This is a genomic window from Campylobacter concisus, from assembly GCF_002912895.1.
Classification (GTDB): domain Bacteria; phylum Campylobacterota; class Campylobacteria; order Campylobacterales; family Campylobacteraceae; genus Campylobacter_A; species Campylobacter_A concisus_G.
In genome coordinates this window covers 1-18394 of sequence record NZ_POZX01000063.1, presented here as the reverse complement: position 1 = coordinate 18394, position 18394 = coordinate 1, and the positions used below count along the sequence as shown (strand labels likewise).

The window sequence follows — 18394 nt, the reverse complement described above, 5'->3', positions numbered from 1 at the left end:
ATTATTAAAATCAGGTAAAGGAACTCATGAAAAAAATATTTAAATTTCTATCTTTTTTAGTATTTATGCTATTTCTTGCAGGATGTGCAAAAGATCTTATTATAAGCAATATGCCAAATTCAAATTTAAACTATCATGGCGATAATGTTCCTATAACTATCATAGCTTATAAATTAAGAGATGTGGCTAAATTTAAAGAAGCTAGCATTATCGATCTAGCCGAGAAAAATGGTGAAATACTAGGCTATGATAAGATTGACTCTATAAAAACACAAATTCAGCCAAATACAAATAGATATGCTTTTACAAATGTATATCCTGATGAAGTTCCGTATGTTGGTATTTTGGTACTTTATGCTGATCAGAGCAAGACAAATATCAAGGCTTACAAGGCTACAAAAGAGATAAAAGAAAAAAATATAGTTTTTGAGATAACAAAAAATGGCGTAAATATTTTAGACGCTAGTAGCTCTAAAATACAAGCAAGCAAATAAAATGTCTGAAAAGCTAAAAGTCGTTTGGTATAACGGAATGAACGTTGATAAGGTTCATTTCGAGCAACAAGAAAGATATTTTGAGAGAAATTTAAACCTAAAAACCATCTCTTCTTTTTCAAATTTATACGGTGTTTTAGATTTAGAAATTTCAAGCGATCTTTTGCTTCAAGGCAAAATAGGGCTAACTAAAATTTCTTGTATCTCTCAAGATGGCACTATTTTTAACGCGCCAGATCAAGATGAATTACCAGTGCCACTTGAGATAAGCCCAAGTGAGTTAAACTCAGCCATTATAGTGTTAAAACTACCTATTAGCTCAGGTCTGGTTGATATTAGCTTGCAAAATAATTTACCAAATCTAAAATTTACAGCCAAGCAAGTGCTTATCAGCTCAAGAGTGCATGATGAAGCTAGCAACGATATACTAAGCGAGTTAGATGATAAAGATGATTTTGAGCTATCTTCGGCCTTTACACAAGATAAAGAAAATCTAATCCTAGCAAGCCAAAGATCGTCTCTTGGAGTATTTGGCTCAAAGATGCCTTACGAGCTTAGCATACCAATTTGTAAAATAAAAAATATAGACCTAAATAAGCAAATAACACTTGACGAAAAATTTATTCCAACTTGTATTGACATCAGTAAAAACACCTTCATAACAAATTTTATAGAGGAGCTTAGCTTTGCTACAAAGCAACATCAAGAGAGTTATTTTGGGTTGTTAGGAGGTGTTGATCAAGCTAAAAATAGACTTGATTTTTCAACGTATTTAACACTAAATATGCTAAAAAAATGGCATTTAATGTTCTCTTATTTACTAAAGAAAGATAAATTTCACCCAGAGTATTTGTATGAAAAATTAGTTGATTTTCAGGCTGATCTGTTGGCACTTAGTCACGATAATAGTTTTAGCGAATTTATAGCCTACGATCACAATAATCTAACTCAAACATTTGTGCCTTTGATAAATAATCTAAGACTTTTATTCTCACATATCTTATCTCCAAAATATATAATGGCGCAAATTGTTAAAAATAATCACGGCTTTTATGACTGTATTTTTGATAATCCAAGCATTATTGAAAACTCAGAAATTTATTTTGCTATTCACAGCGATACAAAAAATGAGTATCTTCTTAAAAATTTCAAAGCGCAATGCAAAATCCATACTCAATCAAATATAAAAGGCATAGTTTCTTCACAGCTAAGAGGTATAAACGTAGAGCAAATTTCTGTTGTTCCTAGTACTTTACCGAAGTTAAACGATTATATCTATTACAAGATAGACAAAAAAGATGAAATTTTTAAAAGCTTTGCAAATCAAAATGTGATTAGCGTTTATATAACGGCAAATTTACCAAATGCTGACATTAAAATGTGGGCTTTATTATAAGGATAAAAATGAACGAAAATCAAAATGAAACCTCAGTTTTAAGTCAAACAAATCTTTTAGGCCTTGGCACAAATCTTGCACTAGATCATGTGTTACCATTGCTTCTTTTGGCAAATAGGGTTTCAAAATTACAAAATTTTTCACAAAGTGAAATGGCAAATTTACGTGAAAAATTGATAAACGATATCTTAAGCACTACTTCAAAGATATCAAATCTAGGCATTTACGAGGAAGACGATATTATTAGACTTAGATATTGCCTTTGTGTTTTTATAGATGAGAGCTTGCTAAAAAATGAAATTTTTATGAACAGCTTTTGGGCAAATAATACACTGACAACAAGATTTTTTAATGAAAATCTAGGTGGAAATAAATTCTTTGGCATTATGGATAAGTGGTTTGAAAATGTTGGCAAAAATAAAGATTTCTTAGAATTTATATATGCTTGTTTGGTGCTTGGCTATAAAGGAAAATATGAAACACAAGAAGATTGCAATGAAAAAATTTCTTATCTTTGTGAAAATATAGCTGCAGCCGTTTCTCCGCTCATAAAGGCCGATGAAAATGTATTTGAAAAGAGTTACTTAAAACAGACAAAGAAAAGCTTTCTTGAGGTATTTTCGCTAAAGCGTTTAAAATTTTATTTCATTTTACTAGCCATTGCTATGATTGCAGCTGCATTTTTATATAGTACATATTCTATGGATCAAAACAATATCAGAAACGATAGTGTCCTAAATAATAAGATAGAGAATTTTATGGATAACAAGTAAGTGCAAGATAATTTTTGTAATAAATTTAATGAAGATTTTTTAGAGAATGAGCTTTATATTAGTTTAACTGATGAAATGTCAAAGTATAAAACTTTGATGCATGATAGCATAAAGTGGGATTATGTATTTAGCTCATCTTTAAAGGTATTAAGTGAATTTAGTCTTGACGCCAAGCTTTTAAATTTCTTAGCGATTTCTGCTATAAATTTAAATGACAAAGAGGCTTTTAAGACGCTTATAAAAGCTTTTGCCTTTTTTCTATCTATTTTAAAAAAAGAGCCAAATTTACTTGCAAAAAATGAAAAACAACTACCTGCTAAAAAAAAGATAATAGCTCAAACAATAGAGCTTTTTACGCAAGCTAATGATAAAGCTTTGGATCAAGCTGACGCAAAAGCGTTTAATGATCTTGTGCCTGAGCTTTCGCAAGAGCTTGGCACACATTTTGATACGCTTTATATAGAAGAAAAAAAAGAAGAAATTTTAAAAGCCAAAGAGCCAAAAGTCATTACTAAAACTGAGCCAATTTACCATCAAAGCGTTTCATTTAGTAGCAATGACATTAGTACATTTAATGATAGAGAATTTAGGGAATATTTTATAAATTTATCACTAATGCTTTTAAGGAGTGATATTAAAAATTTTACCGCTTATGCTTTAATTTTTGAAGCAATGTGGGGCAGAATAAAGGCGCTTCCATCAAGTAGCGATCAAATAACACAGATACGTTATCCTGATGAAAATCTAATTATGCTTTTTAAAAAAAGTAACGAACTAAATCTTGACAATTTAGAAAAATTTATAAGAAATTTAGCACTTAACCCATTTTGGATAGAAGGCATTAAGATATTTTGTGAGTTTTTAAATAGTGCTGGACTTGCAAGGCAAAGTGATCTTATTTGTGATATGGTTTTAAATTTTATTGATAAATTTCCAGATATAAAAAAGCTCAAATTTCAAAGCGGAGAAGCTTTTTTTAGTGAAGATGTAAATAAATTTTTTATTAAAAGCAACTCTTTGGAATTTACTTCCAGCAATGATAATAAAAAAGATATGAGTTTTGAAGATCTAATAAAAGAACTAGACAAAAGCAAGCATGCTTCAAGTGCCCAAAGCGAGCTTAATTTTATGCTTGAATTATCAAAAATTTTTACTACTCAAGGTATGAATAATAATGCAAAAGCTACCTATGCACAAATAGTTAATTTTATAGAAAATACCGAGCTTAAAGATTATTTATCAGACATATATATAAAGGCAAAAACATTTGTGTGATAAAATATGTTTTTTTAAATCACCTTTAATTTTATTTAAATATAATTCTTAAATCATTTATGAAAAAAGGATGTTACTATGGCAGATAATCTAATCCCACCAAAAGAACGCATAAATATAGTTTATAAAACTAAGACAAATGACCAAGAGGCTGATGTAGAGCTCCCATTAAAACTTATGGTAGTTGCAAATTTAACTGGTGAAAACCAAACTCCACTTGAAGATCGTGAAGTAATTTCTATCAATAAAATAAATTTTGATCAGGTTATGAAAAGCTTAGATATTCATACAAATTTCTCTGTAAAAAATAAGCTAAATTCTAACAATGAAGATTTAAATATTGACCTTGATTTTGAGAGCATCCATGATTTTAATCCAGATAATATTATAAATCAAATCCCTGAACTAAAAAAACTCTTGCAGCTTAGAAAAGCTTTAGTTGCACTAAAAGGTCCTATGGGCAATATGCCTGATTTTAGAAAAGCGGTTTTAGAAGCTATAAAAGATGAAGATAGTAGAAAACAACTTCTTTTAGAGATTAAAGACGAACAAGATAAGGAATAAAAATGTCTGAAACTAAAGTTAAAACTCCTATCATTGAAAGCATAATGCAAAGGAGTAAATATTCAAAAGATGACGAGAGTTATAGTGTTGTAAAGCAAGGAGTTGCTGAGTTTATTTCAAATATAATCACAACAAATAATGCTGAAGATAAAATAAATAAGCTCGCACTTGATGAGATGATAGCTCACATTGATACCCTTTTATCTGCTCAAATGGATGAAATTTTACACAATAAATCTTTTCAAGAGCTAGAATCAACTTGGCGTGGAATCAGGTTTTTGGTTGAGAGAACAAATTTTAATGAAAATGTAAAAATTGATCTTTTGGACGCCACAAAAGAAGAAATTTTAGATGATTTTGAAAATAATCTAGATATAACTCAAAGTACACTTTATAAACAAATTTATTCAGCTGAATATGGACAATTTGGTGGCGAGCCAGTTGGTGCGATAGTGGCTGATTATGAGCTAGATAAATCAAATCAAGATATGACTTTTTTAAATAAAATGTCATCAATTGCTGCAATGAGCCATTCACCGCTTCTTACATCTCTTTCTGCTAAATTTTTCGGACTTGATAATTTTGGTGAGCTTGAAAATATAAAAGATCTAAAAAGCATGCTAGAAGGCCCACAATATACAAGATGGAGAACTTTTAGAGAAAATGAAGATGCAAAATATACAGGTTGTATGGTAAATAGATTTCTTACAAGATCTCCTTATGTGCCAGAAGATAACCCTATAAAGAGCTTTAATTATAGAGAAACTGTAAATAATCACGGTGATATGCTTTGGGGTAATGGAGCTTATGCGTTTGCTACAAGGCTTACAGATAGTTTTGCTGATTATAGATGGTGCGGCAATATTATTGGGCCAAAAGGTGGCGGTGCCGTAAAAGATCTTCCAACTTATACTTATGAAAACTATGGAAGCGTCCAAACAAAAATTCCAACCGAAGTTTTGATCACAGATAGAAGAGAATTTGAACTTTCAGAAAATGGATTTATCGCTCTTACTTTAAGAAGAGATAGTAATAATGCTGCATTTTTCTCAGCAAACTCTGCGTTAAAACCTAAAATTTTCCCAAATACTCCAGAAGGTAAAGCTGCTGAGACAAATTTCAGACTCGGAACTCAACTACCTTATGTATTCTTAATCTCTCGTTTGGCTCATTATCTAAAAGTGCTTCAAAGAGAAGAGATAGGTACATGGAAAGAGCGTAGTGATGTTGAGCGCGGCTTAAATGAATGGCTAAGACAATACATCTCAGATCAGGAAAACCCACCAGCAGATGTTAGAAGTAGAAGACCATTTAGAAGTGCAAAAGTAATTGTCAGTGATATAGCCGGCGAGCCTGGATGGTATAAAATAGAGCTTTTGGCTAGACCTCACTTTAAATTTATGGGAGCAAATTTCGAGCTTTCTTTGGTCGGAAAACTAGACAAAGAGTAAGCTTACTATGTCGCTGATAGATAAAATTTTATATGAATTTAGCGACGAATCAAAACCACGTCCATATTTTAAAGATCTAGACAGCGACATAAAAGATCACATTGATACTATTTTAAACTCTAGGCTTGGTAACTACGGCCGATTAAATGATAGTATTATTGATCTTTGGTCGATGGGTGTTGAGATAAATGAGCTTGGTCATAAACTTGGTATGGCAATATATGAACTAATCAGCTCAAATGAGAATAGAATAGAAGTAACATCTATCGGATACGATGACTCACTAAAGCCTTGGCGTATCATCTTTAATATAAATTACAAGCATAAAAACGATAATTTCAAAGAGTATTTGCTAAAAGTTATTTTTAAAAACAATAGATATTGTGAGATTTTATAATGGATTATAATGAAAATAATCTAGCTTATTTTCAAAAAGAGATAGCATATCTTGATGAAACAAGAGCCCTTTTTATTAAAAATTTTCCAAAAGTAGCACCCTTTTTAGATACTAAAAGCAAAGATCCTGATGTTGAGAGCATAATAGAAAATATGGCTATTTTAACATCTAGGATCAGGCAAGAACTAGACGAAAATATCCCGCTAATCGCTGAGTCTTTGGTAAATATATTAATGCCAAGCTATACAAATCCTTTTCCATCAGTTTGTATGCAAGAATTTACCTTAAGAGATGACTTCTCTGGGGTAAAAGAATTTATACCAAAAGGAAGTATAGTTGAGTCAAAGCAGATCAATGGCATAACGTGCAAATTTCAAACACTCTTTGACATAAATTTGCTTCCCTTAAAGATAACAAAAGCTTTTATGTCAAACAATAAGAGCGATTATCTTCTAAATTTAAATATAAGCGTTACAAAGGACGAGCTTAGCACTAAAGAACTTGATATAGACTTTTTAAATTTATATCTTGGAGATAATGTTTACTTCTCTTCTACGCTCTTAATGTGGCTAAAAAATTACCTGAAATTTATTACAATAAGTTTTGAAGATAGCGATCAAGAGATAAAGTTAAGCTCTGATAAACTTAGTTTAGATGAGTTTGATGAGCGTTTGATAAAGAGTGATGAGTTTGGATTTGAAGCGTTTGAGCTTTTAAAAGAGCTATCATTTTTTCCTTCAAAGTTAAATTTTGTGCGATTAAACGGCCTTAGCTTTCTTAAAAATTTTTCTACAAAAAGCTTTAATATTAAATTCATATTTTCAAAAGATATGCCAAGTGGATATGTGCCAAGGTTAGAGTATTTTTCTCTTTTTGTTACGCCTGCAATAAATTTATTTGCAATGAGTGCCGAGCCTATTTTGAATAACAATAGACGAAGCGAATATAGAATTTTTCTAGATCGCTCAAATATCGATGCTTATGAAATCGTTTCAATAAATAAGGTGGTCGCTCATAGTAGTAATAATGAAAAAAGGATATTAAAAAACTATAAAAGCTTTGAGAGATTTGAATTTTTAAATGATGAGCGAGCAAAAGATTATTATTTTGTCAGCAATAAAACAGATATAAAACTAAACTCTTATAAAGAAATTTCCTTTTTTAAAGGCGACTCTAAAGATCAAACCATTAGCATAGATGCACTTTGCTGCAATGGTGATTTACCTTGCAAGCTAAAACTTGGCGAGATAGATAGAGTGTTATCCCATCAAGGTGTAACAACTAAAAATTTAACCATTCCAACTAGTGTAAAGCGAGTAAAAATAGATGGAAATCTTCTTTGGAAACTAGTTAGCATATTATCTTTTAGCTATCAAAGCATACTAGAGAAGGGCTCTTTTTTAGCACTTCTTAATACCTTTAGCACACCAGATGATGAGTTTTTTAAAAAATTTGCAAACTCGCTTTATGATATAAAAACGAAGCAAATTTATAGAGTTGACCAAGGCTTTGCAAAAAGAGGGTTACTATGCATATTCTATATAGATGAAAGCGAATTTGAGAGTATTGGAAATGTATATACTTTAGGTATAAATTTGGCTAAATTTTTATCAAAATTTGCATCAATTAATTCATTTTGTGAGCTTAAAATAAAGTGTATAAAGAGTAAAATTTTGCTTAATTATGACTTTTTAGGTGGTACAAAAAAATTAATATGAACAAAGAACTAAATCATGCTTCTTTTTTTAAGTTAGTAAAAAACTGCCTAAAGCACCACGATAGAAGAGATATTTTTTTAAAAAATAGCCCAAGTTTTGCCTATCCGATTAATGAACTTGAAAGCTTAAATAAAGAGGATGTATTAAAAATCGTCGTAAATTTTATGGGTCTTTTGGGGAGTGGCTCGCATCTTACAAGTTATATTTTGGAGAAGATTTCAAAGAGTAGCGATAATAATTTCGAGAAATTTTTTGACTTTTTTGACAATTACTTGCTTTGGCTTTTCTTTGATAGCATTAGTCTGAAAAATTATGCAAGATCCTTTGAAAAAGAGCTTGATGATAAAATTTCAAAGATTTTATTGGATATATTAAACATAAGCAATAAAAAATTAGCAAAAAAATTCTTACCATTTTCTCCGCTTATCATTAGCCAAAGAAGGCCTAAAAGAGAGATTGAGTTTGCATTGCAGCGTCATTTTAATTTAAAAAATAAACTATTTTTGCTAGAAAATCTACCAAATCAAATTTTTATATCTCCTTCAAATTTAAATTTACTTGGTATTAAAAATAGGACTTTGGGCAGAAATTTTATACTTGGTAAAAAGCTTTTTGAGAAACAAACTAAAATAGCAGTTTATATAAATGGCATAGATTATGAAGAAGCTATTGATTTTTTCCCAAAAAGAAGAAAATTTAAAGAGCTTCAAGATACTCTTATTTTTTTTACAAACAATGAATTTGTTGCCGATTTATACATAAAAATAAACTATTCTCCAAAGATGCAATTAAAGCTTGGAATGGATGAAAGTTATAGTAAAATAGGCCTTGGTGCAAGGCTTAAAAGTAATAAAAATATGTCAAATTTTATAAAATTTAGGCTCTGCTCTTAAATTTTCAGATATAAAATCTAAAATATTTGTTATTATTACATTAAAGAAATATATTTATTTGTAAAAGGATGTGCATCAATGGCATTTATCGATTACCTAAGAAGATTTTTTGTCTTTTTTAGATTTAAACACAGTACCATTTTGGTAGCTTCTATTGCATTAAGCATCTTATTTTGGCTTTACGCTCCACTTATAGCTTTTAACGATGTATATAGCTTCGCTAGTATAAGTTCAAGAGTCACTATATTAATTGCATTTTGGGCAGTTATTTTATTTTTTGTTTTAATCAAGCCATTAATGCACTATCTAGCATCTCAAAAAGATGAAAAAAATAACAAGCTAAAAGAGATCAAAAAAGAGTCTATGGATAGTTTTGGTAAGGCAAAAAGAAATTTTATGCTTTCTTTGAAAGATGCCAAAACAACATGGAAAAAAGATATAAATTTTAAAAAATTGCCTTTGATAATGATAATGGGTAACGAAGGTGCTGGAAAGAGCGCGTTTATAAACTATTCAAATATTGAATTTCCACTATCTGATAGTTTAGATACTTATAAAAAAATACACAAAAGTACAACAAACTTTAATCTTTACATTTCAAAATTTGGTGCACTTTTAGATACTGAGGGTATACATTTTGCACAAGAGAGCTTATATCAGCCAACAGCTACTGAAGAGCTTCCTGAAGATGATGTGGATAAAAATAGGGATTACTTGCTTAAAAAAAGTATCTGGAGTGAATTTTTACACTTTTTAAAACGAAATGATTTTAACGCTAGATTAAGTGGTGCGGTTTTAATCATAGATACTAAAAAATTCCTTGAAGGCACGCAAGAATATTTTGATGAATTAATTAGATATATGATAAAAAGGGTTAATGATTGTGAGAAATATCTAAATATTAAATTCCCTATTTATATTGTTTTTAGCAAACTTGACTTAATAGATGGCATGGGAGATTATTTTAGGCTTTTCAATGAAGATGTGGCAAATAAAGCTCTAGGAATAAACTTAGATCCAAATTTCTCAAAACAATCACTAGAAACTGAACTAAAAAACCTAAGCGAGTCACTATTTAAACATCTCATGAGTAAGAACTCGATTTCGCATTTATTGGAAGATAAAAAACGTTCATATCTCTTTTTAAAACAACTTGATAATTTTTTTGCTTTAGTGAAAGATTTTGTAACGAAGCTAAGCTCTCAAAATGCACTTAAAAATAGCTCAACCATAAATGGAATTTATTTCGTCAGTGCTTATCAAGAAAATATACCTATAAACTACCTTACAAACACTATTTGCGATAGATATAACATCAAAAAACCACTTTTAAGAGTAGTAAATAACTATAGTAAACAAAGCTATTTTGTAAAATCATTTTTAAAAGAGATAGCTTTTAAAGCCAACTTAAATAAATTTGGTGCTCAAAATAGATTTACAAAATTTGCAAATTTTGTTTTAGTAGCCATACTTTGTGCCGGAGTATATTTAGGCTCTAGTTTTATTCTAGATACCAAAAACATAAAAGAGCAAAATGCTATAAATAATGCAAATAAAATTTCTTCATACCTTGATGGTAAAAAATACAAGGATCTCTCTCCAACACAAAAGATTGAGCTTCTAAATTTACTAAAACAAAGTCTAAATGACTATCCAAGAATCTTTAGCGGCGATACTAAATTTGAGTATATAACACTAGATACTTCTTATAAAGGCTTCACTCCAGTTAAAGCACTTTACTATGATTTAAATGCTGATTTTTTCAAAAATACAGTTTTAACTGAGATGGAAAATATACTAAAAAATGAAATTGATCCAGATAAGCTAATAAAAGCATTTTATATGTATGATTCGCTCTTTGACAAAGATTATACAAATGTGGATTTATTTAAAATTTGGATTAGCACAAACTGGGATAAATTTGAAAAATATGGCGTTGCAAAAGATGAATTTTTAGCCCATATTGAGGCTATTTTAAAAGCAGAAAATTTAAACATAACTGCAGATACAGTTGCTCAAAGTATAGCAAATACGAGACTATCACCTGTCCAAAGAGCACAAAGGCTCTACTATATACTTGAGTTCATATCATTCAAAGACGATAAATCTTTTTATGATATTAAAAAAGATGTTGAAAATTTATATACGGTAGTCCAAGAGAAAGAAGCATTTAAGCCATTTAATAAAATTTATACAAAAGAAAATTTAAGAGATTTCTTATCAAAGCTTAGCTCAAACATAGATCAAACAGCTGGAATAGAATCTTGGCTAATGGAGACAAATTCTTCTTTAAAAGATATTAGCTCAAATGATAAGAAAGAGTTAAGTATTGCTGTAATAGAGCTTTATTTGCAAAATTATGCTGATAAGTGGAGCCAAATTTTAAGAGAAATAGAGCCAAATGAATTTAGCACAAAAAAAGAGGTCATAGAAGAGCTTGATATCTTGTCAAAGAGAGAAAATCCTTTAAATTCTTTAATAAAATTAACTAATCAAAATACAAATTTAAATGATGAGAATTTACTAAAATATATCTACTCTCTAGGATTTGCTTCAAGTGAGATAAAGCGTGTTTTCAGTGATTTTAGTGCTAAATTTACTAATTATCATACGTTAAATTCTAATGACTTGCTGGATATTATAAGCAACGATGTAACAAGCGTTTATAAAAAAGTTAGTGACTATAACTTTGAAATGCTTCAAAGCAACGATGATAAAATAGTTTATGCAATAAATGGCATAAAAAACGAAAACGATCCATTTGTTGTCTTAAATAATGATGCTAAGAAGCTTCCAGATGAGTTAAATGAATATTATCAAAAGTTATCGACACTTGCATGGAAACAAGTAGAAAATGGTGCTTCGGTGCTTTTATCAACAGCATATAGAGATGATGTTTTTGATGATTTTGAAAGTCTTATCAAGCCATTTTATCCATTTAATGAACAATCTCCAAAGGCTGTTAGCACAGAAGAATTTAAAAGATTCTTTGGCAAAAACGGAACTTGGAATAGCTTTTATGATAGATATTTAAAACAAATCTTAAGTAAAACCGCTGATGGTTATAAAATAAGACCAAAATATGCAAAAGAGCTAAGGTTTAGTAGGGATTTCCTTAAAAATATCGCCTATATAGACAGAATTTCAAATTTAATGCTTGATTCAAATGATGAGCTAAAATTAAATTATAATTTAAAAGCTGTCGATTTATCGGCAAATTTTAGCCATATAAATATTAGCTATTCTAATAACTCTTTGACTTATGATCATACAATTGCCTCAAATTTGATAGTTTCAAGTAAAAATTTTGATATATCAACACAGTTTAAATTCAATGCAGTTTCAAGTACTGGAAGTGAGAGAAAAGAGCTAAGCTTTGATGGAGAATGGGGCTGGTATAAGATATTAAAAGCTTCAAACTTTAGTAGCGTTGGCGTTAGTACACTTAATTTTGATGGTAGAAGAGATTCTTATTTTGGCTTTGAAGTAACACCAAATGGAGGAGAGCTTTTAGAGCTTATGGATATCATACCAACGATAAATTTACCAAAGAAGATGCTTTATTAAGGAAAAAATATGCAACAAATAGCAGCAATTATACAAAATTACGATAAAGCGTCAAGCTTTTCAGCTCAATTTATCATTTTTGATGAAAATGGCGGTGATATAGGCTCACTAGACACTACAAAATTTTCTTGTAATGATATGAGCGATTCAATCGCACCAAAACACGCTCATGTTGGATTTGAAGAGGGGGTTTTTACAATTTGTGGCTATAAAGATTGTGAAATTTTTTATAGTGATTCATATTCAAAGCTTCCAGATGACTATGAGAGCGTCATAAATTTGGGTGATGTCTTTAGGATAGGGGAGTTAAAATTTATATTTATAGATCCTTCTAGGATTGATGAATATATAGGAAAAGCCCATAAGATAATAGAAAATACGAAAAATTTTGACAAACTTGATGATAAACATTTTGAGCCAGTTGGTAAAATTTCAAATGTTGATTTTAAAGAAGAACCAAAGATAAACTCATTAATAAATGATAAAAAAGATATCACTTTAAATGAAAATGCGCACGATGCAGTTTTAAATTTAAATGAGATAGCTCAAAATTTTGATGAAGAAGAAAATGCAAATAATCAAAATATGCTAACTGCAAAAAGCATGGATGAGCTTTTGACAAAGATAGTTGAGAGTATAAAATTGCAACCAAATATGAGCCCTATAAGTGAGCAGACTAGGACTTTAAATACAAAAGATATGGAAACAATCATGAAAACTCTTCCTCTTAGTGACTCGACAGAACTAATAAATACGGTTTTGGTTAAGCTTATATGCAAAGAGCTATATAGCCAAATGTATGATATAGTCGAGAATAACTCATTTTTTAAATATCTTTCAGGAGCCGTATTAAAAAGTACTAAGGAAGATAAGGAAGCGTTTAATTATCTATTGCATAAAGCTCTTCAAAGCTATATGTTAAAAAAGTAATGTTTTTAATAAAATAGAAAGTAAATAAAAGATAGAATAATCCAAACTTTTTAATAGGAGTAAATATGTCACAACCAGTGTATATTAAAGTGAAAGGTTCTACACAAGGACTTATTTCAAGTGGTGCTTCAACAGAAGCTAGTATAGGTAATCGCTATCAGTCAGGTCACGAAGATGAGATTATGGCTCAAGAGGTTTCTCATATAGTAACAGTTCCAACAGATCCACAAAGTGGCCAACCATCAGGCCAAAGAGTGCATAAGCCATTTAGTTTTACTACATCACTAAATAAAGCTGTTCCACTTCTTTACAATGCTTTAACACAAGGTGAAAGACTTCCAGAGGTTGAGATCTATTGGTATAGAACATCAACTAGTGGTGGTGCGGAGCATTTCTTTACTACAAAACTAGAAGATGCAACTATAACAGATATTACTCTAGTAAGTCCAAATGCTCAAGACAAGCTAAACAGCGACAAAACAGAGCTTTTCAAAGTTTCAATGAACTATAGAAAGATAGTTTGGGAGCACGTAGCTGCAGGTACAAGCGGAAGCGATGACTGGAGAGAAGCTACTAAAAAAGCTTAAAACCAACCTAGGGTTTACCCCTAGGGTTAATAAAATCATCTTCTAGCTAGAAGGACACAGATGAGCCCTTTTTATCTTTATCTTTTAAATTAATATGATATGTGAAATGCGATATGAAACACCTAGTTATAATCATATTTCTCATAACATCTTTATATTCACACGAAGCAAATTGTTTAAATATGTTTGCTGTGATCTTTGATAAAAATACGAACAATGAGAATACTTCTAAATGCTTAGAATACTATATAGATGAGCTTGGGTGTGATGCTAATATGACTATAAGAATTCCTGATCTTTCAATAAGACCAAATCTATTAGAATATGCTTATGATGCAAATAAAACAAAAACTTTTGATACTCTTTTGGAAAAAGGCACATACGCCAATACTAGCTTGACAACATCCATAGGAATGAGCTTTTTATTTTTCTTTAGGGAAAATGGTGTTGGTATAGACAATAAAAAAGCAAGCCCTGGGCTATTAGAATTTATAAAAACATCGAAATATAAAGAATTTAAAGAAGAGAAATTTAAATTAATCAAAAAACTATTAGATCATGGGCAAGATCCTTATCATTATGGTTATTTGAGAGTTATATTAAAGATAGTAGGAGATGAAAAAGATTTAGATAATTTATTAAAGAATGGAACTCAAAAGGAATTAGCGCAATGAAGCAATTGGCAATAATCATATTTCTCATAACATCTTTATATTCACACGAAGCAAATTGTACGGATATGTTCGCTGCTATATTTGATAAAAATGTAAGTGATGGAAATACCATTAAAATCATAGATTACTATATAGACAAGTTTAATTGTGATGCGAATATAACTTTTAAAAGTAATGAACTTAGATATGAGCCAAATTTATTAGAAATCGCCTTTTTAATGAAAAAATTTAAGACTTTTGATGACCTTTTAGATAAAGGCACAAAGCCAAATGGTAGATTAGCTTTTTCTATGGGATCAGAATTTTTATTCTTTTTTCAAGATAATGGAGTTGGATTTGAGAGTAAAACACCTAGCAAGGAGCTACTAGATTTTATAAAAACTAAAAAATATAAAGAATTTAAAGAAGAAAAATTTAAATTAATTAAAAAGCAACTACAATACGGACAAGACCCTAAAGATTACAAATATTTAAAATACATTTTGAAACTCATAAATGATGAAAAAGATTTAGATAATTTACTTAATAGTTGGAAAAAATAATGGATTTCTTTAATATAAATAAAAAGAAACTTGATATAAAAAACGATAATACAAATTTAGAAGACTTTAGCGAGCAAGATAAATATACAAGAGCTAAAAATGCTATTGATAGTACTGGGAAAGCGTTTGGTGCTTTAGGTTGTGGAACATGTAATGAGGTCGTTGATTTAGTGAAATCAGGTGTGGATACTATTAATAATATACATTACAGGGAATTTAAAAGTGCTAAGCAAATGGATCAAATAGAGTGGTTTAAAAACTATCGTAACCTCACTGACACCGATATTGAAATGTTTGAAAAAGCATTACAACAAGAAGAAGAAAACGAAAAAAGATTGAAAGAGCAACAAATGGACAAAAATTTAACATCACCAACATCATCACTGACTAAGCCTGTCATGCTAGCATCTAGCAATTCAGTGGCAACAGACGGCTTTGTGGACTACGGCATATCTAACGATACCTTCTCGACTCTTCAGATAGCAAACGAGTCAAACGATAAATTTATCGTTACACGTGCAGATATTTATGAAAATTTAGAAAGTATATTTAGCATAGAGTGCTTTGCTTATATAAATTTAGTGAAAAACCCGCTTTATGAAAATTTAGACACCATCTACAATAACGATAAAAGTTACTCAAGCATATATAAATATCTTGATAAAAGTATAAAGCTAATCATAAAAAGGCCGTCTTCAACAAATAAAAACATCGTTCCAGATGGTAGCTCAAACGATATGCACTTTAGTGGAATAGTAAGCGATGTAGAGTATCTTGGCGTAGATGATGAGACTAGTACAAATATAGATAAAAAATACTTCTTTAAATTTAAGCTAACTTCGCCACTATATAGACTAAGCATAAATAGAGCAAATAGAATTTATACAGACCAGAGCATTTTAGAAGTAGTAAAGGATATTTTGGCTTTTAATAAACAAAGACTAACCAAAGAGCTAGACTTCTCAAATATCAAAAATAACTACAACAAAAGAGAATTTATAGCCCAGTACAATGAGAGTGATCTAGCTTTCATAACAAGGCTTTGTCATGATAGTGGTATATATTTTTATGAAGACAATGAAAAAATTTATTTTCATGATACATTTATACTAGCTTATAGCAATCAAAATGAAAATTTTACTTCAAGCGATACAAGTAGTGGCAAGGAAGCTAGAAAAGTAAGCTTTAATGTAAATTTGAATAATAATCTAGCAACAGAACACATAAATAAAATAACAAAGAGCGAGACGCTAAAGGCAAATAGCTTTACGCACTCTTTTCAAAATACAGCTTATCCAAATGTGCTAGAGAGTAAAAATGAAAAGATATTTGACGAGCAGGTAAATATCTATGACAAGCATATAAATTTAGATGAATATTCATTTAGTGACACTAGCTTGCTTGAAGTTAGCACCTATCTTAAGAAACTAAGAAGTGATATGCTTTTAAAAGAATTTACCGCTAGTTCAAATGTATTTGCACTAAATTTAAATGACAATATCTCGGTAGCCATTGACGCTAGCAAGGGTGAATATGAGTTTAAAATAATAGCTTTAAAGCATACTTATATTGATGAGAGCGTTTTAGAAAATACTTTAAATTTAGGCGACAATGTCCCATTTAAAGATAAAAAATTTATAAGCTCATACACAAATGAGATAAGCATCATCCCAAGTAGTGTAAAATTTATCCCAAGCTACAAGCAAAAGCCAAAAGCACCAGACATCACGCTAGGTCTTGTAGTCGGTCAAGATGGACTAAACAGCCAAAATAACACGATCCATACTGATAGCTATGGTAGGGTAAAGGTGAGGTTAAATGCTTTTAGTACACAAGAGATAATCGATAAAGACGACGCTATCAACGCAAGCTATCACAAGAGTGCTTATCTAAGAGTGATAACGCCTATTGCTAGCAATAGCTCAGGATTTTTTGCCATACCAAGGATCGGCGATGAGGTTATCATCTCTTTTTTACAAAATGACATAGACAACCCAGTAATAAGTGGTAGCCTATATAATGCTTCAAATACGCCACTTGTAAATGTGGACAGTAACTATCACCAAACATCTCTTAGCTCAAAAACAATTGGTGCAAATGAGACCGGTATAAACGAGATCACTTTATCAAATTTAAAAAATAAAGAGCAAATTTATGTAAAAGCAGAAAAGGACTATGACGAGCTTGTAAATAACGACTTTTCTCAAACAATACTAAATGATAAAAGCTCACAAGTACATGGAATTTATACCGAACGAGTAAAAAAAGCCCACATCCAGACGATAGATCTGGCAAAAAATGTAAATGTGGGAGCTGAGTATCTAACAACAGTTGGACTTTCAAAAGATACAGTAGTTGGTGTCTCAAATACGCTAAACGTAGCTGTTGATAACAATACAAGAGTAGGTCAAGATAGTCATGAATTTGTAGGACATGATAAATTTGTAGAAGTAAAATCAAATCTTAATACGACCATACATAATGATGAGATGAAAGAGGTAAAGGGTACAAAAGAGCAGAACATAGATGGTGGCTATAAGCTAAATTCACAAAAAGGTATAAATGAATTTAGTAACGAGCATATTGTGCTTCAGGCAAATAGCTACATTGATATAAATGCTAAGTCAAATTTCACAACAAAAACAGCTGCCCAGTACACAGAGATTGCTGATTCAAAATTTAGCAATATAGAGACGACTTATGAGGTAAATGCTAAAGATAAGATAATCCATCAAGTAGGTAGCACAAAAGTAACGATAGAAGGATCAAGCGTCGTGATAGAAGTAGCTGGCGTAAAGGCGATATTTGATAGTAGAGGGTTAAGAGTTATTGGTGGAGATATAAAGGCTTTATAAGATCATATTTAAAGACTTACTTTGTATTTTAGTAGGTCTTTAAATTTTTAAATAAAATCAATCTCTACTAAAACTAATGCTAAGAATTTTAAAAGCAAAGGCTAAATTTTAGGGCTACGATAAAAGCTAGCCACACAAATTTTTCAACATTGTACCCCAGTACAATAGACAAACCCTTTTAAAATTTATATAATTCATTCAGAATTTTAAATACTATAAACAATAAGGAGAATATGATGGCTAAAGAAGCCGGAGTAGTTAAAAGCGTAAACGGAGGA

General features: G+C 30.4%; 15 protein-coding genes. All 15 read left to right on the top strand.

Annotation, left to right across the window (positions count from 1 at the left end; translation table 11 throughout):
* Positions 1-26: 26 nt before the first annotated feature.
* Positions 27-494 carry a type VI secretion system lipoprotein TssJ gene (tssJ, locus tag CYP51_RS07360; protein ID WP_103624946.1) on the top strand — a complete coding sequence of 156 codons (468 nt, stop codon included), beginning with the start codon at positions 27-29 and terminating at the stop codon, positions 492-494.
* 1 nt (position 495) lies between these two features.
* A complete protein-coding gene (gene tssK / locus CYP51_RS07355; protein ID WP_103624945.1) occupies positions 496-1890 on the top strand; it encodes a type VI secretion system baseplate subunit TssK in 1395 nt (464 codons plus the stop codon).
* Between the two features lie 8 nt (positions 1891-1898).
* Positions 1899-2663, top strand: coding sequence for a type IVB secretion system protein IcmH/DotU (gene icmH / locus CYP51_RS07350; protein WP_085658354.1), 765 nt, complete (start codon positions 1899-1901; stop codon positions 2661-2663).
* A complete protein-coding gene (locus CYP51_RS07345) occupies positions 2664-3938 on the top strand; it encodes a type VI secretion system domain-containing protein (protein WP_103624944.1) in 1275 nt (424 codons plus the stop codon).
* A gap of 78 nt (positions 3939-4016) precedes the next feature.
* Positions 4017-4502 carry a type VI secretion system contractile sheath small subunit gene (gene tssB, locus CYP51_RS07340; RefSeq protein ID WP_054195918.1) on the top strand — a complete coding sequence of 162 codons (486 nt, stop codon included), beginning with the start codon at positions 4017-4019 and terminating at the stop codon, positions 4500-4502.
* Positions 4503-4504: 2 nt separating this feature from the next.
* Positions 4505-5953 (top strand): type VI secretion system contractile sheath large subunit, encoded by a 1449-nt coding sequence (tssC, locus tag CYP51_RS07335; RefSeq protein ID WP_103624943.1) that lies wholly within the window; start codon positions 4505-4507, stop codon positions 5951-5953.
* Between the two features lie 7 nt (positions 5954-5960).
* Positions 5961-6350, top strand: a complete 390-nt coding sequence (locus tag CYP51_RS07330) for a type VI secretion system baseplate subunit TssE (protein WP_103624942.1) — start codon at positions 5961-5963, stop codon at positions 6348-6350.
* Positions 6350-8068, top strand: a complete 1719-nt coding sequence (gene tssF / locus CYP51_RS07325) for a type VI secretion system baseplate subunit TssF (RefSeq protein ID WP_103624941.1) — start codon at positions 6350-6352, stop codon at positions 8066-8068. Before CYP51_RS07330 ends, tssF begins: the two co-directional genes overlap by 1 nt.
* Complete coding sequence (locus CYP51_RS07320; protein WP_103624940.1) at positions 8065-8961, top strand: type VI secretion system baseplate subunit TssG; 897 nt, start codon at positions 8065-8067, stop codon at positions 8959-8961. Before tssF ends, CYP51_RS07320 begins: the two co-directional genes overlap by 4 nt.
* 78 nt (positions 8962-9039) lie before the next feature.
* Positions 9040-12528: a type VI secretion system membrane subunit TssM gene (gene tssM / locus CYP51_RS07315; RefSeq protein ID WP_103624939.1), complete on the top strand. Its 3489-nt coding sequence runs from the start codon at positions 9040-9042 to the stop codon at positions 12526-12528.
* Positions 12529-12537: 9 nt separating this feature from the next.
* Positions 12538-13458 carry a hypothetical protein gene (locus CYP51_RS07310; protein WP_103624938.1) on the top strand — a complete coding sequence of 307 codons (921 nt, stop codon included), beginning with the start codon at positions 12538-12540 and terminating at the stop codon, positions 13456-13458.
* Between the two features lie 65 nt (positions 13459-13523).
* Positions 13524-14045: an Hcp family type VI secretion system effector gene (locus tag CYP51_RS07305; RefSeq protein ID WP_054195925.1), complete on the top strand. Its 522-nt coding sequence runs from the start codon at positions 13524-13526 to the stop codon at positions 14043-14045.
* A gap of 182 nt (positions 14046-14227) precedes the next feature.
* Positions 14228-14719: a hypothetical protein gene (locus CYP51_RS07300; RefSeq protein ID WP_180997539.1), complete on the top strand. Its 492-nt coding sequence runs from the start codon at positions 14228-14230 to the stop codon at positions 14717-14719.
* Entirely contained in the window at positions 14716-15261 is a 546-nt protein-coding gene (locus CYP51_RS07295) for a hypothetical protein (protein WP_258032820.1), read from the top strand. Before CYP51_RS07300 ends, CYP51_RS07295 begins: the two co-directional genes overlap by 4 nt.
* Positions 15261-18116: a type VI secretion system Vgr family protein gene (locus CYP51_RS07290; RefSeq protein WP_180997751.1), complete on the top strand. Its 2856-nt coding sequence runs from the start codon at positions 15261-15263 to the stop codon at positions 18114-18116. Before CYP51_RS07295 ends, CYP51_RS07290 begins: the two co-directional genes overlap by 1 nt.
* Positions 18117-18394 lie beyond the last annotated feature (278 nt).

Excerpts from the sequence above, each read along its gene's own strand:
- tssJ (WP_103624946.1), top strand. The coding sequence starts at position 27 with ATGAAAAAAATATTTAAATTTCTATCTTTTTTAGTATTTATGCTATTT.
- tssK (WP_103624945.1), top strand. The coding sequence starts at position 496 with ATGTCTGAAAAGCTAAAAGTCGTTTGGTATAACGGAATGAACGTTGAT.
- icmH (WP_085658354.1), top strand. The coding sequence starts at position 1,899 with ATGAACGAAAATCAAAATGAAACCTCAGTTTTAAGTCAAACAAATCTT.
- tssB (WP_054195918.1), top strand. The coding sequence starts at position 4,017 with ATGGCAGATAATCTAATCCCACCAAAAGAACGCATAAATATAGTTTAT.
- tssC (WP_103624943.1), top strand. The coding sequence starts at position 4,505 with ATGTCTGAAACTAAAGTTAAAACTCCTATCATTGAAAGCATAATGCAA.
- CYP51_RS07330 (WP_103624942.1), top strand. The coding sequence starts at position 5,961 with ATGTCGCTGATAGATAAAATTTTATATGAATTTAGCGACGAATCAAAA.
- tssF (WP_103624941.1), top strand. The coding sequence starts at position 6,350 with ATGGATTATAATGAAAATAATCTAGCTTATTTTCAAAAAGAGATAGCA.
- CYP51_RS07320 (WP_103624940.1), top strand. The coding sequence starts at position 8,065 with ATGAACAAAGAACTAAATCATGCTTCTTTTTTTAAGTTAGTAAAAAAC.
- tssM (WP_103624939.1), top strand. The coding sequence starts at position 9,040 with ATGGCATTTATCGATTACCTAAGAAGATTTTTTGTCTTTTTTAGATTT.
- CYP51_RS07310 (WP_103624938.1), top strand. The coding sequence starts at position 12,538 with ATGCAACAAATAGCAGCAATTATACAAAATTACGATAAAGCGTCAAGC.
- CYP51_RS07305 (WP_054195925.1), top strand. The coding sequence starts at position 13,524 with ATGTCACAACCAGTGTATATTAAAGTGAAAGGTTCTACACAAGGACTT.
- CYP51_RS07300 (WP_180997539.1), top strand. The coding sequence starts at position 14,228 with ATGTTTGCTGTGATCTTTGATAAAAATACGAACAATGAGAATACTTCT.
- CYP51_RS07295 (WP_258032820.1), top strand. The coding sequence starts at position 14,716 with ATGAAGCAATTGGCAATAATCATATTTCTCATAACATCTTTATATTCA.
- CYP51_RS07290 (WP_180997751.1), top strand. The coding sequence starts at position 15,261 with ATGGATTTCTTTAATATAAATAAAAAGAAACTTGATATAAAAAACGAT.